Here is a 21,552-nt window from a genome sequence, read left to right as displayed (position 1 = left end):
TGTGTCATGAAACTTTTGCGCGGTAATCATGTGCTGACCGTGCGATATTTCGCATATTCCGCGGCCAAACGGAAGGCGGAACAGTCGAATTTAGAAGGGCATAGACTTCACCGATGCGGATTGGCGATGTCCACATTGGTTCTCATAAATTGAGGTTTTGCCCCGCAGGGGGTTGGTTGTGCACCACCTCTGCTTGCTGTTGCTTCAGCCCGCGGCTGGCAGGGCGCGGATCTGCTCCAGCAGGGTGCGGGCGACTTCTGCAGGGACGATGGCGGTGCGGATGGCTTCGGCGGCGCGTGCGCCACGCGCGGCGGCCGCGTCCGGATCGGCCAGGACGGCGCGCAGAGCCCGCACCGCGGACTCGTGGTCGGGCTCGGCCCAGTTCTGGTCGGGCGTGTAGCTGGTGTTGGCTTCTCCGGGGCGGACGGGGGCCAGAGTCCAATCGATGAAATAGGCGCTCTGCGGAGAAAGATAGGCGGTCGGCCCGCCCCAGCCGGTGATGATCACGGGCTTTCCGGCGCAGGCCGCCTCGAATGCGCCGAGGCCCCAGCCTTCGGCGCGGCACAGGGATACGAAGCACGCGCCCATCTCGTGCAGCGCCCGCAGTTCCCCCACGGGCAGTTCATCGGTCAAGAGGTGGATCGGCGGCGGCAACCGCCCGTGGTGGAGCACCGCGCGCCCGATCATCGCCTCGAACTGCGGCAGCACCGCCATGCTTTCCCCCGCGTGGCCGGGGTCGCGGCGCACCTTCTCCAGGTCGTGAGGTGTGGTCTTGATGACCAATGCCACGGGGTCGTCGTGCGCGAAGGCCTCGGCGAAGGCCGCCACCAGCGGGCCGATGGACTTGCGCTCCAGCCATGTGGAGATGGTGTAGAAGACGCGTCTTTCCTCGATGGCAGGCAGGCGCCGGCGCAGGGAGGCACGCTCCTCTTCCGTCACGGCCGCAGCGGGGCGCGGCAGGTGCGGCGCCACGAGAATCGGGATGACGACGCCGCTGGCGCGGAACACGTCGCGGTTCCATGCGGTGGGCACGATCACCGCGTCGAGGCGATTGATGAGGTCGGGCCAGTGGGCCGGCAGGCGGTCCGTTTCCCAGACCGTGTGGCCGATGATGCGCGTGGCGCCCCGTGCCCGCTCGCGTGCGATGAAGTGCGGGTAATATTCCGGCACGAAATGGACGATGACCGTGTTGCAGGCTTTCCTGTCCTCGCGCAGAGGCCAGAATTCGGCGGGGCCGGCCTGCAGGGAAGGAGCGGGGGCGTAGCCCAGGCCGAGCGCGCCGCCCGGCAGCATGGGCTCCCACGCGAGGGAAACGCCTGCGCCGCGCAGGGCGCGCACCAGGGCTTCTGCCGCTACGGCATAGCCGCTGGTGTCCGCCAAGCCGATATAGCGAAGGGAGATTTCTTCACGCCGCCCGAGTGTCATCTTCAATTTTTGGCTGATTATTTTTCGCATGCCGCTTATGGGTGCAGTAAACATATGCTCTTTTTCTGCTTAATCTTACGCCCAGGCATTCCTCGGCCGCGGAGGGCGCGGAATGCGCAGGGGGCGATGGGCACAAAATAATACCGTATCACCAGTGAGTTGTGCGTGCTGCATGAAAACGGTGTGGCGCCGTTGCGGCACCTCTTTGACTTTGCCGAGCACGCACATATAACCCCTTGGCTTTTCGAGGAATGCTCCGCATGTCCGCCGTCGCCGCCTCGGCCGAAGGTCGAGTTTCCCGCATTCCGAATGTGTATCACTTCGTGTTCGGTCTGCGGCCGCAGACCGAACCTTTCCATCTGCTGCACTATCTCTGCCTCGAATCCTGCCTCAGGGTGAACAGGCCCGACCGGGTGCTGGTGCACCTGCATAACGAGCCGTATGGCCCGCTCTGGGATCTCATCCGCCCGCGGATCGAGGTCGTGCCCATCCCCGAGCATGAGCTGACGGTCGATCTCACCTACCACGACGATTTCACGCGCAGTTTCTCCTATGCGCATATCAGCGACTTCATACGCCTGCGCATCCTCCATGAGCACGGCGGCGTCTATGCGGACATGGACACGCTGTTCATCGCCCCACCGCCGGCGGAGCTGTTCGCGGAGCGCTGTGTCATGGGGCGCGAGCGGGTGGATACGGGGGCAGCCGGCGCGCCGGAGGGCTCGCTGTGCAATGCGCTCATCATGGCGGAGCCGGGCTCGGCCTTCATCGCGGAGTGGATGAAGCGCATGCCCGGCGCCTTCGACGGCAGCTGGAGCAACCATTCCACCTTTCTGCCCTACCGGTTGAGCCGTGAGTTTCCCGACCTCGTCCGTGTCGAGCCCGAGAGCCGGTTTTTCGCCCTCGACTGGACCCGAGAGGGCATCGGTGGCCTGTTCGAGGAGGATCGCCCGCTGCCGCCGGACGCGACCAGCCTGCACCTGTGGGCCCACCTGTGGTGGGATGTCGAGCGGCGGGACCTGTCGAATTTCAACCACCGGCTGCTGACCTGGGATTACGTGGCGCGGGCGCGCACGACCTATGCCCGCCTTGCCCAACCCTTCCTGCCTGCCCCGGGGGCGGCGCGCCTGTCCGTGCGAAGGGGCAGGGCGCTGCTGATTACCCACGTGCTGCCGGATCCGGAGGGGGTCGGCCTCGCCCGGCGCGGGTGGCGCTGGGCCTGCGAGCTGGCGGCCGCGCACGAGCTGGAGATCGTGCTGGTGACGCCGCACGAGCCGCCCTCGCTGCCTCATCCGCTGCCGGGAGTCTTGCGGGTGGTGCCCTTTGTGCCCGCCGCGCGCGGGCGGCGGCTCGCCGATTGGTTCAGTCCCGGTGCGGCAACGGCCGGGGCCCTCGGCGCCCTGGAGGGGCCGCCCCCCGAACGCATCGTCGTTTTCCGCTTCTATCTCCATGACGTCGCCGCGCTGCTTCCGCCCGCGTGGCGGGCCGTGATGGAAATGGATTGCGACGACTGGGAATCTGCGACCCGCCTGAGCCTCGCGCATCTCGCGTTTCGCCATGGCGACTACCGCACGGCTGCGCGGCGCCTGCGCGAGGCGCTGCGCTACGCCAGCCTGGAGCGCCGATGCCTGCCCTCCTACCGCGTGGTGCATCTGGCGGCCGAGGAGGATGCCGCCCGGCTGGCGCAGAGGACGGGCCTGCCCATCTTCAAGGCCAGCCCGAACAAGATCGCGATCCCGCCTGGCCTGGTGCCGCTTGCTCCGCCGCCCGGATCGCGCACGCTGCTGTTCGTAGGGGCCTTGTTCTACCCGCCCAATGCGGATGCGGTGGAGTGGTTCGCCGATGCGGTGCTGCCGCGGCTGCGCCGCCTGGTGCCGGATGTGCGGATCCTCGTCGCGGGCCGGGCGGAGGAGGATCTGAAGGCCCGCATGGCTGCGGTCGGCATCGAATATGCACATGCCCCCCGTGACCTGCGGCCGCTCTATGCCGAGGCCGCGGGCGTGATCGCCCCGGTGCGGGGGGGCGGGGGCACCAAGCTGAAGGTGCTGGAAGCGTGGCTTTACCAGCGCCCCCTCGTCGCGACCTCCCATGCGGCGCGCGGCCTGGGGGCGAAGGCGGGACACCAGCTTCTGATCGCCGACGGGGCCGAGGATTTTGCCCGCGCCTGTGCGCGCCTGCTCACGGAGCATGATCTGGCCCGGCGCCTCGCCGAGGAAGGCGCCGCGCTGGTGCGGGAGCGCTTTCTGGTGGATCGGCTGCCATCGGCGGACGTGCCGTTATCCGATCCGGACCGGCCGGTTCCGCAAGAGGTTCGGGAAGGCCCGGCGCCCCTGTTCATCCTCTCCGTCGCCACCGGCTACGGCGGCGCGGAGCGCAACATCGAGACGCTGCTGCCCGGACTCGCGGCGGAGCGCTCGGTGGTTGTTTTCGCCAGCAACCCCCGCCATCTCGCCGAGCTGGAGAAGATCGGACATCCAGGGCTGGAGCTTCATCGCGTCGATGCCGCCCGGGACGGATTCGCCGAGAGCGCCGCCGAGCTCATGCTGCGGCTCCATGACGATTTCAGGCCCTCGGCGATCCTGGCCAATACGCTGGAATCCCTGCGTATCCTGGCCCGATGCGCGAGCGGCCGGCCGGATCTGGCCGCCAAGTCCTTCTTCTATGTCCACGATTTCCAGTGGTCCGGCTATGGGCCCCTTCTCCAGGCGATGGCGCCGGCTACCCTGCTGGTGCCGGATCGCTCGGTGCTCGACAAGCCCGACTACATCAGCCGCCATGCGTGGCCTCACGGACCCCTCCGCGCGCTGGTGCTGCCCAATCCGGTGCGCATTCCCCCCGAGGCGCCTGAGCCGCTGGCTGCGGACGCGCCCTTTCTGCACCTCGCCACGGTCAATCCCTTCAAGGGGCACATGCTGCTGGCAGACGCGGCGGCCATATTGGGGCGGAACTGCCCCGACATCCGCGTCGCCTCCTACGGCCACAGGCCGCTTCCGGAACTCCACCGGGATGTTCGGAAGCATGCGGAGGAGGTCGGCGCCGGCCCGACGCTCAGCCTGCACGATCACGTCGATGACCCCGCGCCCCTGCTGCGGCGGGCGCGGGCGGTGCTCATCACGTCCATCTCCGACCATGGAGGGCCGGAGACCTTCGGCCGCTCCATCATCGAGGCGTGGGCGCACGGCCGCCCCGTGATCGCTTTCGCCGCCGGGGCGCCGGCCCGGTTGATCCGCCATGAGGTGGATGGTCTGCTGGTGGATGAAAAGGATGTCGCGGGGCTGGCGGAGGCGATGATTCGCCTGCATCGCGATCCCGATCTCGCCGACCGCCTGGGCCGGAACGGCCGCGCGCGCGCCGTGCGTGAGTTCGCGGCGGACGTGGTGCGCGCGCGGCTCACCTCCGTGCTCGATGGCGGATGGCTGGCGCACCGGCCGCATGCCGATCTGCCTCCGGCCTCCGATGGCGCGCCCGGCGTGATCTTCGACGTGTCGCTTTCTCTGGAGATGGGGTGGCACACGCCGGTAGGCATGAGCCGTGTCGAGGCGGATGTGGGCGACATGCTGTCCCGCTGCGCGGTGCCCGTGCGGCTGGCGCGGCGCGACACCGAGGGGGGAGGCTACCGGCGCCTTGAGCCGCGTGAGCTGGAGTTCCTCGCCAACCGTGCCGACGGCATCGGTGCTCTCGCTTCCCGCGAGCTCGACGCGCGTTGCGGTGCTGCGCCTCGGGTGAGCCGGCAGGCTGTGGAGCCGCCGGTGCTGGAGCCGCGTGCCGGTGACGTGCTCGTCACCGTGTCGAACCCGTGGGACTATGTGCCCGCCCACGTTTTCGCGGAGCTGCGATCCAGGGGCGTGCGCTGCGTGCTCGTGGTGCATGACCTCATGGTGTGGGATACGCCGCAATGGACGGCGGGCCGCGACCCGCGCGACTATTCGGCCAACATGCTCTCGGTGCTGGCGCAGGCCGATCATCTCGTCTGCGTTTCCGAGGCCACGGCGGCGGTGGCGCGCAGGGCGTTCGCGGAGCTCGGCCGCCCGGTTCCGCCTCTCACCGTCGCCCATCCGGCGGGCCTGCCGCCAGGGGCCGCCCCGCGCGGGGCGCCGCCGCCCGGCTTCGATGCCAGCCGGCCCTTCGTGGTCTATTGCTCCACCATCGAGGTGCGCAAGAACCACATCATGCTGCTCAACCTCTGGGATCGCCTGCGCGAGGCGCTGCCGCCCGAGCGGCTGCCCCGCCTCGTGATCGCCGGCCGCTGGGGCTGGTATGTGGACACGGTGCGGCTGATGATGGAACGCAACTGGCGCCTCGCGCCCCATGTTCAGATCTGCGAGAACCTGCGTGACGAGAACCTGCTCTGGCTCTATCGCAAAGCGCGCTTCACGGTCTTCCCTTCCTTCACCGAGGGCTTCGGCCTGCCGGTGGCGGAGAGCCTCGCGGTGGGGACGCCCGTGGTGGTCTCCACGGCTCCGGCCTTGATCGAGGCCTCCGGAGGGGTCATGCCGGCCCTCGACCCTTACGATCTGCCAGCCTGGCAGCGGGAAGTCACCGCGCTGTGCCTGGACGATGCGCACCTCGAAGCGCTGCGGCATAAGGCCAGGCTTCATCGGGTGGCCCAGCCGGAGGATCTTCCCAGGGCTGTGCTCGCGGCTTCAGGTATTGTCGCGCCATGACGGAGGCTCTCGATCGCAAGACACAGCTCGCCCTGGAAATTCTTGGCCGGGCGGTCGCCTATTTCGATCGCGCCAGCGCGGAGCAGGAGCGGCAGTTCGCGGAACTGCACGATATGATCGAAGCCATGCAGGCGGAGCACGCCGACGTGCTCGCTGTCCGCAGGGACGAGATTGCCCGCCTGGAGGAGGAACTGGCCCGCCGGGCAGCCGAGCTCAGAAGGGCCACGGAACGCAAGGGGCCGATGACCCGCATGTGGCGATGGCTTGCCTTTCACCGAAATGGCAGGCCCCGCGGCTGGATGCGCGCGCTGGGGCGCCGGCGTCTCGCCGCCGATGCGCGCCGCCTTGCCCAGGCCATGGAGGTTTCTTCCACAACAGCCGATGAGTGGGCGGCGATCGTTCGCGAAAACTCGCTGGAAGCCTATCACGATCGCATGAAGCGGTTGCTGACGGAGGGCCGCCTTGCAGCCACGCGCACCGTTGCTCTCATCGCGCCGCCACGCCTTCAGCCCACGGCGGACGTGATCGCCGACTGCCTGCGCGAGGCGCCGTTCCACTGCACCGTGCTGAAGGCCATGCCGGACGAGTTCCAGGCGGATCTCTACCTCGTCCTCGCGCCGCAGGAGTTCCCGCGCCTTCCGCCTGCCGACCAGCGGATCATGATCCTGGAGGAGGGGGACGCGTCGGCGGGAGCCGTCGACGGGCCGGGAATCGCGGACCTCGCCCGTTCCCTCGCGGTTTTCGCCGCCGCCGAGGCTCAGATCGGGCTGTTACGGAAGCGGGGGATCAATCTCCACCAGATTTTCCTGGTGCCGCTGCGGAGCGGTGACTCATCCTGCTTTGGCACGCGCCACATGCTGCTGCGCGCCCTGCATGGCTGCGGTGTGCTGGGCGACGACGCCTTCGAGCAGCTGACGCAGGGAACGAGGCTCGAAGGCGAGCGTTTCATTCTATGCTTTCCGGAGGACGGCGAACGTCTGCGAAACGCGCGCCTGGGCCTGCGCCATGGCGCGACCCTGTTTCCCAGCCTGAGGGCGGTGGACGGCTGGAAGGGGACGGCGCTCAGCTATCGATACCTGGCGCGGCGCGCCCTTCTCGCCGGGCGCGAGCGGCTCATCGTGTGGGAGGACGATGCGGCACTGGACGACGCCTTCGCCCCCCGCCTTGCGAACGTCCTCGACTATCTGGAACGCAGCCCGTTGCCCTGGGATGTCTTCTCCGGCCTCCTGAGCGACATTTCGGAGCGCATGCAGGTGATGTCCGTGGAACTCCTTGGGGGCGAGCTTTTCGCCCGCGTCGATTCCGTCATCGGCATGGTGTTCGGCATCTACAATCGCCGCGCCCTGAAGTTGCTGGCCGCGTACCGCATCGCCGGTGACAACACCATGCTGCACACCATTGACCGCTATCTGCAGGCGCAGCACGTGAATTGCGTGACGGTCTTCCCGCCTCTGGTGGAGCACGCCAGCGGCCTCTCTTCCACCTTGTGGAGCCGCGATGGCAGGCGCTTCACCACCAATGCCTCGCTGGAGCCCACCATCATAAGAAGCCAGGCGCGGGTCGCGGGTCGGATCGGGGACCATCTGGCGGGACCCGGAATGGCTGCAGAACGCGAGGCGCCACCATCACGGGTTGGCTGACGTGAGCCGGCTGACGTTGGAAACATCGGAGGCGAGGAAGGCATTTGAAAGAATGAAAAGGTGATGGACTCGATCGATAGGGCGCCTCCCCTGCAGGAGGGCCGGACGCGGACAGCAGTCCTCGTCCTGGGCATGCATCGCTCCGGGACATCGGCGATGGGAGGGGTTCTGTCTCAGCTTGGCTGCGACTCGCCCAAAACGCTCATGCCGCCGCACGAATCCAACCCCAAGGGCTTCTTCGAGTCTGTCGTCATCTGCCGGCTGAACGACGACATTCTGGCTTCGGCCGGCTCGCGTTGGGACGACTGGCAACCCTTCAACGCCGCATGGTTCGATTCGCCACGCGCCAGCGTGTTCGCCGAACGCGCCGGCGGAGTGCTGGACGACGAGTTCGGCGTATCGAGCCTGTTCGTCCTGAAAGACCCCCGCATCTGCCGCTTCCTGCCGTTCTGGGAAGGGGTCTTCGCAGCGGCCGATATCCACCCCGTTGTCGTCCACACGCACCGAAATCCACTCGATGTCGCTCAGTCGCTCCACAGCCGCGACAGGATGGATCCCGACTTCGCCCAGCTGCTTTGGCTTTGTCATGTGCTGAGCGCCGAGCGCGACAGCCGCGGCATGGCGCGCAGCTTCATTTCCTATGATCAGCTGATCGAAAACTGGGCGCGTGTGGCCGATCGCATCAGCCACGATCTCGGGTTCGGCTGGCCGCGACTTTCCACCCGAACAGCGACGGAAATTGCCGCGTTCATGTCTCCGGCGCTGCGCCATCATGCCCGGCCGGTGGAGCAGGTGGTGGACAATCCGCTCGTGTCGAGCTGGGTCCGGGAGGCCTATGGCATCCTGCAGCGCTGGTCGCAGGACGGCGAACGCCTGGAAGACCATGCCGAGTTGGACCGGATTGCGCATGAGTTCCGTCAAAGTGTGCCAAGCTTTGCGCGTCTGATCGATGCGGGAAGATCTGCGGCAGTGAAGGCCCGCAAAGCTGAGCATCAGCTTGTGGAGGTCAAGAGTGCGGTTGAAACGCAGCGGGACATGATCGCTCATCTGGACGGGCGGGTAGGCGAGCTTGCGGCCGATGTTGCCCGGCTCAATGCTGTTCTCGATGCGCGTGCACGGGAGCTGGCGGAGTTGAAGATGGCCGGCGAGGCCGAGGCATTGGCTGCACAAGAGCGGGAGCACGATCTGACAGCTCGCCTCGACGGTGCGGTGCAGGAGCTTGCAGAGAAGCACAAGGCCTTGACCGCGATCTCCGGCGAGCTCGAGGCAACAAGGGCGTCAGGAGAAGAAACGGCGCGCGTGCTCTCGGCGCGGAATGATGAGCTCCGGACAAGTCTGGATGGAAGACAAAAGGACCTTGAGATTGCTCGGGAGGCGTTCAAGGAGCAAAGTGAGAAATACGCTATTAATATCACGTATGAGTCGATGGCTTTTTTTGTAGCTGACGACGAGCGCTCTCTAAGGAAAAACTTTTTTTCAAGAAAAATAAATAGAATAAAAATGAAACGCAGTGCGCGCAGGTTGGTGCGATGCGTGTCTTCCGGCGATCGGCTGCTTCTTGAAAAAGACTGGGAGCATGCTGAGAAGTGTTACATGGATGCGCTGAATATCGACCAGTCTCTGTTCGGAGCGTGGCTGGGCTTAGGGCATTGCTGCCGGGAGGTGAGGCGCTATAGCGTGGCCGAAAGCGCATACCGCAATGCCATCGTCTATGCCCCAAACCGCTCCGATACCTGGTTCTTCTGGGGCGTGGCCCTGCGCGACCTCGGCCGGGCGCCGGATGCGCGGATAGCGTTCATGCGCTGCATCGATATCGATCCGGAGGGCGAATACTCTGGCCACGCACGGCGCGGCATCGATGAGCTTGCCATTGGGTAAGGGGCGGGCGCTTTCGAGGTGGACTGCCAAGGTGCTCCGATGTGTCATCGGGTGGCCGACAGGACCGGGATGCAGGGCGCATGTCCCGTTGCTCCCATAGGTTGTTGAAATGGTCCTCAGTCCGTCGCTTTCGATATCTTGATCAATCATGCCTGCGTCGAGTACGACGGGGCGGGATGGCTTCGGCGGCGCCAATTCGCGCGGTGGTTGTCAGTGCGCTCGCGGGAACAGGCATTGCAAGTAATGGCTGATGATATCGCCGCGTGTTTGCATGAGTATTACAGCCAACGCCTGTCGGTGCATGGAGATACGGCGCAGGGCGCCGACTGGCCGGACGAGGCCGGTCGGCTGGTCCGGTTCGATGTCGGCTTGGACATCATCCAGCAGGCGGCGGCGGGCGCACAAGTGGTTCTGTGTGACCTGGGCTGCGGCACCGGCGAGCTTTACCGCCGCATTCGCGAGCGCGCCTTCGGCAACATCGCCTATGTGGGACTGGACCGCTCGCCCGCAGCGATCGCCATGGCGCGGGCCAAGTTCCCGGAGGCGCGTTTCGAAGTGGCGGATGCAGGATCGCCCGCCGATCTGGCGCGCATCGACTGCGACTTCGTGTTCGCCAATGGCCTGTTCACCGTGAAGGGGGCCGCCGCCCATGAAGACATGTGGGCGTTCATGGCCTCCACCCTGGAAGGCATCTGGCCGCAGGTGCGGCGGGGGATCGTCTTCAACGTTATGTCCAAGGTCGTGGACTGGGAGCGGAGCGACCTGTTCCACGTTTCCTATGACGAGCTGGCGCGCTTTCTCCACCGTCTTGCCGGGCGCTTCATCGGCTTTCGCGCCGATTATGGGCTGTATGAGCTGATGGCCTATGCCTTGAAGCCGGCTCCTCCCGAGATGCCGGCCGCCGCCTCTTCCCACGTCGTGCCGGTGTGCCGTCCCTCCCTTCCTGCTGCGGATCAGCTGCGTCCCTATCTCGGCGCGCTGGACCGCAGCCGCCGGTATACCAACCATGGCCCGCTGGCCGATGCGCTGGTCACGCGCTTGCGCGCGGTTCTGGGAGCGGGGGTATGCCTGGCCGCCTCCGGCACGGCCGGGCTTTTGGGCGCAATCCTGGCGGAGGCCGGGCGGGCGGGGGAGGAGAGGCCGCTGGCCCTCTGTTCGGCCCATACCTTCGTGGCCACCGCCTCGGCCATGGAACTGGCAGGATACCGGCCCCACGCCTTGGACGTGGATGCGGAAAGCTGGGCGCTGGACCCTGCTTTGGTGGCCGCGCATCCGCGGCTGGGCCGGGTCGGCCTTGTCGTGGTCACCGCACCCTATGGGCGGCCGGTGCCGCAGGCGGAATGGCGCGCCTTTTCCCAGGCCACCGGGGTGAAGGTGGTGATCGACGGCGCCGCGGCCTTCGAGGCGCTGGCGGCCGATCCGCGGCGCTACGTCGGCGAGATTCCGGTTGTTCTCAGCCTGCACGCCACCAAGGCGTTCAGCACCGCCGAGGGCGGGGCGGTGGTGTGCAGCGATCAGGATGTGCTGGAGAAGACCTGGGCTGCGCTGAATTTCGGCTTCCTGGGCCGGCGCGAATGCACGACCGCCGGAACCAACGGCAAGATGAGCGAGTACCATGCAGCCATCGGCCTGGCCGAGCTGGATCATTGGCCGGCCAAGAAGGCGGCCTTCGGCCGCGTCGCTCGCTCCTATGCGCGTGCAGCCGCGATGCGGGGCATTGCCGACCGCATCGTCGCCGCGCCCGACGTCGCCTCGTGCTACAGTCTGTTCAACGGCCGCGACAGGGGTGAGTGCGCCGCCGTAGAGGAGGCGCTGGCGGCGGCGGGCATCGAAACCCGCCGCTGGTACGGCCTCGGCCTCCACCATGAGCCATTTTACCGTGACATGGCCCGCGAGGCCCTTCCCAATGCGGAGGCGCTGGGCCACCGGCTTCTGGGGCTGCCGATGGCGGTGGACCTTTCGGAAGCCGATGTTGAACGCGTGGTGGACGTCATCGCGCGCGGCCTGACGTCCCTTGGAGGCGAGATTGGCTGATATCGTCCTGTTCGGCGCCGGGCAGATCGCGGATGTCGCCCGGGTCTATATCGACGCCTGCGGGCCTGACCGCATCGTCGGCTTCACCGTGGATGCCGCCCATCGGAAAGCTGACAGCTTTGCCGGCCGTCCCCTGGTGGATTGGGAGACACTGGAGCGGCATTTCCCGCCAGGGCGGGTCAAGCTGCTGGGGCCGCTGAGCTTCCGGCGGCTGAACGCGTTTCGCCGGAGCCGCTATGAGGAGGGCAGGGCGCGCGGCTACGCCTTCGCCACGTTCGTTCATCCCAGCTGCTCCAATCATGCCGAACGAATTGGGGAGAATTGTTTCATTCTCGAAAACAATACCCTGCAGCCTTTCGTGACCATCGGCGACAACGTGATCATGTGGAGCAACAACCACATCGGACACCATTCGCAGATCGGCGACCATTGCTTCCTGTCCTCACAGATCGGCCTCTCAAGCAATGTCGTCATCGGGCCCGGATGTTTCCTCTCCGGTCAGGTTGGCATCGAATACGGGGTGACGGTAGGTGCCGACAGCTATCTTGGGACCTGCACCTTCATCGCGAAGAACATGCCGCCGGAAAGCGTGGTGCGGATCGAGGGCTCCCCGGTGGCGCCGTATTCGAGCCTGCGCCTGAGGCGTCTGCTGTGACGACCCTCTGGCGTCGCAAGGGCGTGGTGGTGGCGGCCCCCCCTTCCGGGCACGCATGGTGGAGAAGCCATGCCGGCATGCCCACCTGCCTGCCCTTCAATGATCGGCTGTGGCGCATCTGGTTCGGCGGTCGCGATGGGCAGCGTCGCTCCCGTCCCCTCTGCGTCGACGTGGATCCCGGCGACGGCATGCGGATTTTGGCCCTGCGCGATGTTCCGGGGCTCGACCTGGGGCGTGAGGGTGCCTTCGACAGCGCTGGCCTGTGGCCGTCTGCGGTGCTCGAAACGGAGGGGCGGGTGATGATGTGGTACACCGGCATGCGCCTCGATCACCCATGGCCTTATTCACTGGCCATCGGCCTGGCGGTAAGCCGGGATGGGGGCCTTTCCTTCGAAAAGCAGGGGGAAGGGCCAGTCCTTCCGGCCGGCGAGGCGGGGCGTTTCGCCACCTCTCCGTGCGTCCGCCGTGTCGGCCGCGGCTTCGAGATGTGGTACTCTCGGTGCACTTATTGGCGCGCCACCGGCCCGGAAGGCGCCCTCGATCCCTATTACGACATTCAGCACCGCACTTCGCCGGACGGTGTCACCTGGGTGGAGGCCGACACTCCCGTTCTGGCCCTTGACGGAACCGGTTGGGCCGGGCTGACGCGGCCGTGGCTGGATGACTGCGGACCCGAGCCGATCCTGTGGTTCAGCGCGCGCGGCCCGGAGCAATTCCGTCAACCCTCGGAGGCGGCCTACCGCATCTATGGCGCGCCCTGGCGGGGAAGGAGCATCGCGTCGGCCGATATCACGCCAGCGGCCCTTGTCCCCGCGCCGGTGCCGGACGATTGGGATTCCTGGATGCGGACCTGCGCATGCGTCACGCCGTACCGCGGAGGTGCGGTGATGCTGTACCACGGCAATGACTTCGGCTCCACCGGCTTTGGATATGCCGTTTCCGAGGAGATCTGATCCATGCGGCTGGAGCTCCGTATCCCCATCTCGCCCACCCCGGCCTTCTACTCCCAGGTGAGGCTGATTGCCCTGTCGCTGCAGCGCCTGGGGCCCCCTTATGCAGAGGCGGAAATCCGCGTTCTGGTCGGCGACCGTGCCCTGGGCGCGGAGGTGGAGGCAGAAAACGCCTGGTCCAGTCGCTATCCCGTTCGGTGGGACGCGGTTCCCGCCGCTGTGTGCGACCGGCTGGGGCTGGCTGCTCCGGGCCTGAGCCGCTACACCGCGCCCAGCAACGCCGACGTGGTAATCCTTTGCGACGCCGACACCTGCCCCATCGCTCGTTTCGACGAACTGCTGGACACGATGGCAGGCGCGCGCGCCAAGGTGGCCGGCGTGCAGGCCCACTACAGCCCCTTCATCCCGCCGTGCCCGATGACCTGGCCCGAACTGCTGGATGCCATCGGCCAGCCCGCGGCCTTATGCGATCGGCGCTATTCTCTCGATGTTTCCGGCGCGCATGGGCTGGCGCCACCGTACTTCAATTACGGCTTCGTCGCCTTCAACGCTGCGGCCTTTGGGGTGATCGCTCCGGTCTATGAGCGCTACGCGGGACTGGCGCTGGACAAGATGCCCGGCTCCCCATTCTTCGCGCAGATCGGCCTGACCCTGGCGATGCTGGACAACGGGATTGAGATCATCAGTCTGGGACATGAATATAATTGCGCCAATGATGATCTCGTGATCGAGCATAATATGGTGCAATTGAATTATATTAAAATTATTCATTATCTGCGGACGGGTGAATTCGATCGCCACAATTTTCTCAGCCAAGGGGAAAAATACGCCGCGTTCACCGGAGGTGAAAAGAAAAATAGCATAAGCGAGCGGCTTCGGCGGCACGTGCTGGCCATTCCAGATGCGTTCGTCGAATGGGGATGAGCCACGGTGGCCGGAGCATCGCGGTGATGCAGCCATATCTTTATCCCTATGCGGGCTATTTTCGGCTGATGGCGGCGACGGACATTTTTGTCATCCTTGATTGTGTCCAGTTCAATCGGCGCGGTCGCGTTCATCGAGCCGAGGTTCCGGCACCCGCCGGCGGGAAGGAATGGCTTACGCTGCCGCTGCGCCACCAGCCGCGAGAGACCTTGATCCGCGATCTGACCTTCGCCGATGGCGCACGCGCGGCTCTGGATGAGCGGCTGCGCCGCCATGCGTTCCTGCGTTCCGGCAAGGGGGCCGCGGCGGAGCAGGTGCGTGAACACCTGTTCGGGCCGCTGGGGACCGTTGTCGATTTTCTGGAGGGCGGGCTGCGGCTGGTGTCAGGACTGCTGCGGCTGCCGGCCCCGCTCGTCCGCAGTTCCTCGCTGGGGCTGCCTCCCCAGATCCGCGGCGAGGAGCGGATCATCGCCATCGCCCGGACCGTGGGGGCGAGCCGCTATCTCAATGCTCCGGGGGGCCGGGGTCTTTATGAGCCGGCCACCTTCCGCAGCGCGGGGCTGGAGCTGTCGTTCCTGCCGCCCTACGAAGGCCGCCACCCCTTCCTGCTGCCGTCGTTGATGGCGGGAGACCTGGAAGATCTTCGCGCGGACGTTTTCGAGCAGATCGGGGAGCATCGCCGGCCATGACACTGCCGCGTCGAATTTCGGTGTGTGTCGTCAATCCCCGTTTCAACCCGTCCTTCATGGGCTACAGCCATGCCCTGGAGCTGCTCGGGAAGCGCTGCTGGACCGCCACCGGCGCCCTGCCGACGCTGGCGGCACTGGCACCCGACCATTGTGACGTGGAATTGCTCGACGAGAACGTGGAGGACATCGATTTCGATCGTCTCGCGCGGTTCGACGTGGTGGGCGTGACCGGCATGGTGGTCCAGCGCGAGCGCATGCTGGAGATCCTGGCGCGGTTGAAGGACGGGCCAGCCAAGGTGGTGGTCGGCGGCCCCTATGTCTCGGTGATGGAAGACCCCTTCATCGACCTCTGCGATGTGCGATTCATCGGGGAGGCCGACGAGACGTGGCCGCAGTTCCTCCACGCCCTGGCGCGAGGCGAGCCGACCGCCAACCGCTACCAGCAGGCGGAAAAGACGGACATGTCGACCTTGCCGCCGCCGAAGTATCATTTGCTGAACGCCCGTGACTACGGCCTGGCCTCGCTGCAATTCTCGCGGGGATGTCCTTTTCAGTGCGAATTTTGCGACATCATCACCATTTTCGGCCGCAAGCCACGGGTCAAGACCATTCCGCAGATGCTGGCGGAATTCGATGCTATCCTCGCGGCCGGCTTCACGGCCTGCTTTCTGGTGGACGACAACTTCATCGGCGACAAGCGCAAGGCGCGGAGCCTGCTGCACGCCATGATCGAGTGGCAGAAGGCGAGGGGATACCCCATCGCCTTCTACACCGAAGCCACCATCAACCTCGCGGACGATCCCGAGCTGATAACATTGATGGTGCGGGCCAACATCCGCGAGCTGTTCGTCGGCATCGAAACCCCCCGCCGCGAGTCTCTGATTGAAACGGGCAAGCATCAGAACGTCCGTGGCGATGATCTGTCGGCCAAGCTGAAGCGCCTTCATGAGGGCGGGCTCGTGGTGACCGGCGGCTTCATCGTGGGCTTCGACCATGACGACGACACGGTGTTCGAGGAGCAATTCGAGTTCATCCAGAATGCCGGCATCGCCCATGCCATGGTCAGCCTTCTGACGCCGATCCCCACCACGCCGCTCCACGACCGCCTGCGGGCCGAGGGGCGGCTGGACGACAGCGACCCGGACATCATCTTTCATCCGAAGCTGATGAGCCGCGAGACGTTGCGGACAGGATATCTGACCCTGCTCCGCCGGCTGTATGAGCCCGAGACCTATTTCTCGCGCCTTTTCAACGGCTACCGGGGCGCAGCCGGGCTGCGCCGTCGAACCCGGGCCATGTCCTCCTCGGCAGCGGTGGGCGCGAGCCGCAAGGCATGGTGGCTGGCGCGGCTGCGCGCCGTGCGTCTGGCGCTCGCCCTGGCGCGGGTTGCGTGGCGGGCCGGTCATTTTCGCCGCCTTGCCACTGCTTATGCCAAGGTCTGGTGCAAGGAGAACCGGCCATTGGGGGTGGAGGCTATTCCCTTTCCTGTTTTCGTCACCCTCTGCGTTTTCCACTGGCACTATTTCGTCCACAGCAGGTCGGCGACTCGCAACGGTTTCGCGGTTGTCGATTCCAAATGAGTGGAGCGGGGCAGGGAGGTGACGCGCAGCCTTCTTCTCCGGCTTGCCATGGGCTGGAGGAAGCAGGCCGTGTGGTGAGTGGGCGACAAAACGAAAAAGGCCGCCTTGTGGGCGACCTTTTCGAAAGTCTAGACTTTATGGTTGCGGGGGCACGCAACACCCGATTTTTGCGATTGGTTGAGGCTGCCATTCCGAGGTTGGCGGCATAGCCTGACCATTGCCCTCCGAAGGTGGAGGCTACACATTCGAATCGTGTCGGGCGCGCCAACCTCCCTCGACTTGCGCGTTGTCGCGCAACGCGGATCAGGTTGGCCGAGCGCTCGAATTTGGCTGCGGACGACGGGACTCGCCCTGTTGCATGCTTCGCAGTTCCGGTACAGGCCTGAGCAAGATGGCGCGCGCCGCGCAAAAAACTCCGTTCGGGCCTCCCACGACGTCCCGGACTGGCGGATCGCTTGCAGGAGCCGGTCATTGTCGTCGCGCCGGGCTTCCAGGAACAGGATGAGATAGAGGGTCGGTTCGCGCGGCATGGCGCGGCGCACCGGCTTCGCACAGGATCAGCTTGATGAGCAGCCAGCCCAGCCGTCCGTTGCCGTCGAAGGGGGGATATCGTCTCGAACTGGACGCAGGCTGAGCCCGCCCGGATGAGCGGCGGAAGCGCCGTATCCTCGCTGCGAAGCGCAGGTGTTGTTCGAAAGTATGCGTTCGATCAAGTAACCAATGCGCCTCGTGATCGAAAGCTGCGGCGCCCTGCCCGCAAGACCTTTAGAAGCCGGTCGCGGCTTTCCCGGATATGGCTAGCAACAAGTTTGACGGCCGACTCTGTGTCCCCCGCCTGAAGCGCGGCGATGATCGCCCGGTGCTCATCCCAACCATCATGTTCCGCTTCAATATCGAGCCACCGCGCGCGCGACAGCCGCGTAATCGCGTCGACAATGCCTCGGTTGATGAAATCGTTGCCAGACAGTTCTGCGAGTTTCAAATGAAACGCTGTACCATACTCATGCGCCTTTTCCTTCGACATGCCTGGACCATAGGTATCCAGTTGCGCCTGTAGCTCGTTCAGTACAGCGTCGTCTATTCGTCCGGCTGCCAAGCGCAGCGCCGCAGTTTCCAGTACCTCGCGATACACAAATAATTGCTCGATTTCGTGCACGTCGAGCGGCGGCACTATCCAGCCACGCCCGTCTCTTCCCACCAGTCCGTCCGCCTCAAGGCGTAAAAGCGCAGCTCGAATGGGTGTGCGCGAAGCGCCGAGTTGCGCCTCGGCCCAGCGTTCGGTCAACCGCTCGCCGGGGCCAATCTCCATGTCGAGAATCATCGCCCGGAGCCGGGCTTCCACATCGTGCGATTGGGTCATGGTCTGTTTGTCCGTTTTCATTCCGTCTCCGCGAGCTTGACGATTCTGGCCCTTGCCTGATATGGTATCCCAAGTTGGTATCCCAAGTTGGTATCCCAAGAAAGCCTCCATCTGATGTCATTAAAATCGACAGAAAGCTGGCTGCGCAACCTCGTCGTCTGTCTGTTCGGTTCGATCACGACAAACATGGCGATGACGTTGATGCAGCCGTTCATGCCACTCTACGTGAAGCAGCTTGGCGTATCCGGCGACACTGCAATCTTGCAGTGGTCCGGAATCGCCTATAGCGCCACCTTTGTCACTGCCGGACTGGTGGCCCCTCTATGGGGGCATCTAGGCCATCATTATGGTCGCAAGGCCATGCTGGTTCGGGCCAGCTTTGGTATGGCCGTATGCGTGTTGTTGATGGGCCTTGTATCGGGTATCGGGCAGTTGGTAGGCCTGCGCCTGCTGGTCGGACTCGCCGGCGGGTATTCATCGGGCGCGACAATCCTCGTCGCAGTGCAGACCCCGAAAGAGCGTTCGGGTTACGCACTCGGACTGTTGGCCTCCGGTGTCATGGCCGGCAACTTGGTCGGGCCACTCGCGGGAGGCGTCTTGCCTCCACTGATCGGCATCCGCGCCACCTTCCTAAGCGCAGGTGCGCTGATCTTCATAGCCTTTCTAGCAACGCTTCTGCTGGTCACCGAAGTCCCTCGGCCTGCCGAAACCAGGGACTCAAAAGGCGGGAGTTGGTCGCTCGTTCCGCATAAATCAGTCGTCGTGGCAATGCTCGTGGCCGGCTTCATGCTGATGATCGCCAATATGTCCATTGTGCCAATCATCACCGATTACGTTCAGGGCTTGGTTAGTGGCACGGACCGAGTGACCTTCATAGCCGGACTGGTAATGTCGGCTGCCGCCTTGGGCAGCGTCTTGTCATCTTCTCTCCTCGGTCGGCTGGCTGACCGGATCGGCCATCTGCGCGTTGTTCTGTTCTCGCTGATGGCAGGCGCCCTATTATTGATACCGCAAGCCTTCGTCACGGCAAGCTGGCAAGTCATTGCGTTGCGATTCCTGATGGGGCTGGCACTTGGTGGCCTGCTGCCCTGCATCTCAGCAGTTATAAGGCATAATGTTCCAGAGCATTTTGTCGGTACGGTTCTTGGTTATTCGCTTTCGTCCCAATTCGCCGGCCAGTTTGTCGGGCCGTTGATCGGCGGCTTCGTCGGCGGGCACATCGGCTTACCCTATGTGTTCTTTGTGACCAGCGCCCTGACTCTTGCCAGTGCAATTTTCACTTGGCGCGCGACTTCCGCATCCATCTCCACATCCTCCACGTCGCTACACTCCTGATGAGGCTCCCTATGTCCAAGCAATTTTCCATTTCCCTCGAAAAGTCGGCCTTGCTGATCATGGATTTCCAGAATGTCATTCTGGATAACTATCTCTCGGCGGACCAAGCTGCCACTGTCCTCGCCAATACAGCTAAGTTACTGTCAGCGGCCCGAGAGGCAAAAATGCGCATCATCTACGTCATGGTTGCCTTCCGCCATGGCCATCCCGAAATCAGCCCACGGAACAAGCTTTTCTCAATAGTGAAAGAACACGGCCTATTCGCTCGCGGCGGCGCGGATACGTCCTTTCATTCGGCTGTATCACCGACGAACGAGGAACCAATAGTCATCAAGCATCGTATCGGCGCGTTCACAGGCACAGACCTGGAAATGCTCCTGAGGGCAAAGCACGTCGAGACGTTGGTGTTGGCCGGCGTTACGACGACGGGCGTGGTGCTTTCGACGGTTGGGCAGGCCTTTGACCGTGATTACCGGGTTATCGTTGCTCGTGACTGCTGCGGTGATCCCGACGAAGAGGTTCATCAAATGCTTTTGGATAAAGTGATATCGCAACATGCTGAAATCGTTGCGGCGCAAGAGATCATTACAGCATTGCGGGAGATACGCGAGTAACAAGACTTGAAGGATTTCCGCGCGCAAATTTACTACACCTGTAAATTTGACACCTTCTGTAGGGCGATGACGCGCGGCCGGATGGCTCTTGTTGGCGACGCGAGACATTGGTGAATTTCCGCGACTTGAGATGGGCGATTGCGGCCGCACAACATCGCAGCCTGAGGCGGGCGGCGGAGTCTCTGAACGTCCGCCAGTCGACATTGAGCCGTACGTTGCGTGATCTTGAGGATCGTCTGGGAGCGGAACTATTCGAGCGAACCAACGGTGGGACCCGGCCGACATTGATCGGTCATGAGTTTCTGGAGACTGCTCGGCGTCTTATCGACGAGACCGACGCGTGCTTTTCTCGGCTACAGGCGATGTCGAGCGGCCAAGCGGGCCGCTTGACGATCGGAGTCTATGTTTCGCTTGCGACCGGTAATTTAAGAGCAACTTTGGCCGAATATCATCGGCGCTTTCCTGACGTAGATGTCCATACCGTCGATGGTGCGCACGACCGGTTGCTCTGCGACATGATCGCCGGCACCGTCGACGTGGCGATTATGACTACCTATTTTCCGGGCTGGGATGACAAGAAATTTCCGCTCTGGAGCGAGCGCGTCGTTGCGGCCTTGCCGGAGGGGCACCCGCTTATCGAGAAACCTGTACTCCAATGGACTGATCTTGCCGGCCAGTCCCTATTGGTTCAGCAACGTGGCCCCGGACCAGAGATGCAAAGACTTCTTGCCGCCAAGCTTAATCCATTTGGCACTCAGCGGTTCCTGCATCAGGACGTCAGCGTTGATCGGCTCATGAGCTTGGCAGGAGCTGGATTTGGTATCTACCTCATACTTGAAGGCGCCACCGGCGCTCGTTATGACGGCGTCGTCTATCGGGAGGTTCACGATCACGACGGCCCGACACGATTCGATTTCGCGGTCTATTGGCGCGAGAGCAACAAGAACCCGACGCTCAAGTCGTTCCTCGACATCCTGCGCGAGCGTTATCCCGACTTGGCGGAAGCGCCCACGGGCTGAGGCAGGCTCTGTCGCTTCGCTTTGGCGAAGGCACGGTCGGTCGCCATGAATCGCTCGATCATCGGCACGATGAGCTTCGAAGGATCGGGCGTCGTTTGGCCGCTCGTCCGGCCGAGCACCTGAGCATAGGCGACGAGATCGCGATGCACGGCGGCGGGCAGTTCGACGCTCATCTTGACCGGCTTGTCGTCGGCCAGCGGCCCGAGCTTGAGCTTCGTCATGGATTCCCTCCGTGGCCGTAGGGCGCCAACACCAGATCGCGCGTCACGACGACGCGAACCGGAAACCCCGGGCGAATGGTGAGAGTCGGCTGGATGTTTAGCTGGCGCTGGACGATCTGCTGGCCGGTCTGGCTGATGCTGTTGGATGCGCCGGAGCGGATCGCCTGGACGAGATTGTTCTCGTTCTGGCTCGTGCCGGCCTCGGCGCCGACGCTGAGGAGGGTCGAGAGCACGGCTGCCTGGAACAGCTTGCCCCAATGGTTATCGACCTCGTCTTCGAGCCCGGCATAGCCTTGGGTATCGGCGCCCGGCTGTCGTTCCAGCACGATGGAATTGCCGTCCGGCATGATGATGCGCGTCCAGACGAGAAGGATGCGGCTCTGACCGAAGGCGACCGAGCTGTCGTATTGACCGATCAGTTTCGCGCCCTGCGGGATCAGCAGGTATTGCCCGGTCGGGCTGTCGTAGACGGCCTCCGTCACCTGGGCAGTAATCTGGCCCGGAAGATCGGAGCGGATGCCGGTGATGAGCGCCGCAGGGATCACGGTTCCCGCCTGCACGACA

Annotated in this window: 16 protein-coding genes; 12 read left to right on the top strand and 4 right to left on the bottom strand. The window is 64.4% G+C overall.

Annotation, left to right across the window (positions count from 1 at the left end; translation table 11 throughout):
• Nucleotides 1-204 precede the first annotated feature (204 nt).
• Entirely contained in the window at nt 205-1,380 is a 1,176-nt protein-coding gene (locus tag V5F61_RS19875) for a glycosyltransferase family protein (RefSeq protein WP_394104073.1), read from the bottom strand.
• 305 nt (nt 1,381-1,685) lie between these two features.
• Between V5F61_RS19875 and V5F61_RS19870 the strand changes: the two genes are divergently transcribed.
• The 9 genes from V5F61_RS19870 to V5F61_RS19830 all read left to right on the top strand — a co-directional run bounded on the left by V5F61_RS19870 (nt 1,686) and on the right by V5F61_RS19830 (nt 16,439).
• Nucleotides 1,686-6,089: a glycosyltransferase gene (locus tag V5F61_RS19870; RefSeq protein ID WP_393990520.1), complete on the top strand. Its 4,404-nt coding sequence runs from the start codon at nt 1,686-1,688 to the stop codon at nt 6,087-6,089.
• A 113-nt stretch (nt 6,090-6,202) separates the two neighbouring features.
• Nucleotides 6,203-7,729, top strand: coding sequence for a hypothetical protein (locus tag V5F61_RS19865; RefSeq protein WP_393990519.1), 1,527 nt, complete (start codon nt 6,203-6,205; stop codon nt 7,727-7,729).
• A gap of 156 nt (nt 7,730-7,885) precedes the next feature.
• Entirely contained in the window at nt 7,886-9,607 is a 1,722-nt protein-coding gene (locus V5F61_RS19860; protein WP_394104072.1) for a sulfotransferase family protein, read from the top strand.
• A 138-nt stretch (nt 9,608-9,745) separates the two neighbouring features.
• Complete coding sequence (locus V5F61_RS19855) at nt 9,746-11,641, top strand: DegT/DnrJ/EryC1/StrS family aminotransferase (RefSeq protein WP_393990517.1); 1,896 nt, start codon at nt 9,746-9,748, stop codon at nt 11,639-11,641.
• Nucleotides 11,634-12,296 carry an acetyltransferase gene (locus V5F61_RS19850; protein WP_393990516.1) on the top strand — a complete coding sequence of 221 codons (663 nt, stop codon included), beginning with the start codon at nt 11,634-11,636 and terminating at the stop codon, nt 12,294-12,296. The genes V5F61_RS19855 and V5F61_RS19850 overlap by 8 nt, the downstream gene beginning before the upstream one ends.
• A gap of 77 nt (nt 12,297-12,373) precedes the next feature.
• Nucleotides 12,374-13,249, top strand: a complete 876-nt coding sequence (locus tag V5F61_RS19845) for a hypothetical protein (protein WP_393990515.1) — start codon at nt 12,374-12,376, stop codon at nt 13,247-13,249.
• A gap of 3 nt (nt 13,250-13,252) precedes the next feature.
• Nucleotides 13,253-14,170: a hypothetical protein gene (locus tag V5F61_RS19840; RefSeq protein WP_394104071.1), complete on the top strand. Its 918-nt coding sequence runs from the start codon at nt 13,253-13,255 to the stop codon at nt 14,168-14,170.
• Nucleotides 14,171-14,196: 26 nt separating this feature from the next.
• Nucleotides 14,197-14,859 (top strand): WbqC family protein, encoded by a 663-nt coding sequence (locus V5F61_RS19835; protein WP_393990581.1) that lies wholly within the window; start codon nt 14,197-14,199, stop codon nt 14,857-14,859.
• Nucleotides 14,856-16,439, top strand: a complete 1,584-nt coding sequence (locus tag V5F61_RS19830; protein WP_393990582.1) for a B12-binding domain-containing radical SAM protein — start codon at nt 14,856-14,858, stop codon at nt 16,437-16,439. The genes V5F61_RS19835 and V5F61_RS19830 overlap by 4 nt, the downstream gene beginning before the upstream one ends.
• A gap of 709 nt (nt 16,440-17,148) precedes the next feature.
• Here the strand turns inward: V5F61_RS19830 and V5F61_RS19825 are convergent.
• On the bottom strand, nt 17,149-17,820 hold the full coding sequence (locus V5F61_RS19825; RefSeq protein WP_393990583.1) for a GntR family transcriptional regulator: 672 nt from the start codon (nt 17,818-17,820) through the stop codon (nt 17,149-17,151).
• Nucleotides 17,821-17,913: 93 nt separating this feature from the next.
• Between V5F61_RS19825 and V5F61_RS19820 the strand changes: the two genes are divergently transcribed.
• From V5F61_RS19820 to V5F61_RS19810, 3 genes are all read left to right on the top strand, one after another.
• Complete coding sequence (locus tag V5F61_RS19820) at nt 17,914-19,134, top strand: MFS transporter (protein WP_393990584.1); 1,221 nt, start codon at nt 17,914-17,916, stop codon at nt 19,132-19,134.
• A gap of 11 nt (nt 19,135-19,145) precedes the next feature.
• Nucleotides 19,146-19,748 carry a cysteine hydrolase family protein gene (locus V5F61_RS19815; RefSeq protein ID WP_393990585.1) on the top strand — a complete coding sequence of 201 codons (603 nt, stop codon included), beginning with the start codon at nt 19,146-19,148 and terminating at the stop codon, nt 19,746-19,748.
• A 110-nt stretch (nt 19,749-19,858) separates the two neighbouring features.
• Nucleotides 19,859-20,767, top strand: a complete 909-nt coding sequence (locus tag V5F61_RS19810) for a LysR family transcriptional regulator (protein WP_393990586.1) — start codon at nt 19,859-19,861, stop codon at nt 20,765-20,767.
• Here the strand turns inward: V5F61_RS19810 and V5F61_RS19805 are convergent.
• Both V5F61_RS19805 and V5F61_RS19800 read right to left on the bottom strand, forming a co-directional pair.
• Entirely contained in the window at nt 20,734-20,988 is a 255-nt protein-coding gene (locus tag V5F61_RS19805; RefSeq protein WP_393990587.1) for a DUF2274 domain-containing protein, read from the bottom strand. The two genes, V5F61_RS19810 and V5F61_RS19805, sit on opposite strands and share 34 nt — an antisense overlap.
• Nucleotides 20,985-21,552, bottom strand: a 568-nt coding sequence (locus V5F61_RS19800; RefSeq protein WP_393990588.1) for a TraB/TrbI/VirB10 family type IV secretion system protein, incomplete at its 5' end; no start/stop codon positions are given. The genes V5F61_RS19805 and V5F61_RS19800, both read right to left, overlap by 4 nt.

Origin of the sequence: Xanthobacter sediminis (genome assembly GCF_043195015.1) — a bacterium.
Taxonomy (GTDB): Bacteria; Pseudomonadota; Alphaproteobacteria; order Rhizobiales; family Xanthobacteraceae; genus Xanthobacter.
This window is presented reverse-complemented; position numbering and strand designations above follow the sequence as displayed.

Coding starts and splice junctions, on each gene's coding strand:
- V5F61_RS19865 (WP_393990519.1), top strand. CDS start 6,203: ATGATCGAAGCCATGCAGGCGGAGCACGCCGACGTGCTCGCTGTCCGC.
- V5F61_RS19820 (WP_393990584.1), top strand. CDS start 17,914: ATGTCATTAAAATCGACAGAAAGCTGGCTGCGCAACCTCGTCGTCTGT.
- V5F61_RS19870 (WP_393990520.1), top strand. CDS start 1,686: ATGTCCGCCGTCGCCGCCTCGGCCGAAGGTCGAGTTTCCCGCATTCCG.
- V5F61_RS19830 (WP_393990582.1), top strand. CDS start 14,856: ATGACACTGCCGCGTCGAATTTCGGTGTGTGTCGTCAATCCCCGTTTC.
- V5F61_RS19835 (WP_393990581.1), top strand. CDS start 14,197: ATGCAGCCATATCTTTATCCCTATGCGGGCTATTTTCGGCTGATGGCG.
- V5F61_RS19860 (WP_394104072.1), top strand. CDS start 7,886: ATGGGAGGGGTTCTGTCTCAGCTTGGCTGCGACTCGCCCAAAACGCTC.
- V5F61_RS19840 (WP_394104071.1), top strand. CDS start 13,253: ATGCGGCTGGAGCTCCGTATCCCCATCTCGCCCACCCCGGCCTTCTAC.
- V5F61_RS19815 (WP_393990585.1), top strand. CDS start 19,146: ATGTCCAAGCAATTTTCCATTTCCCTCGAAAAGTCGGCCTTGCTGATC.
- V5F61_RS19825 (WP_393990583.1), bottom strand. CDS start 17,820: ATGAAAACGGACAAACAGACCATGACCCAATCGCACGATGTGGAAGCC.
- V5F61_RS19845 (WP_393990515.1), top strand. CDS start 12,374: ATGCCCACCTGCCTGCCCTTCAATGATCGGCTGTGGCGCATCTGGTTC.
- V5F61_RS19805 (WP_393990587.1), bottom strand. CDS start 20,988: ATGACGAAGCTCAAGCTCGGGCCGCTGGCCGACGACAAGCCGGTCAAG.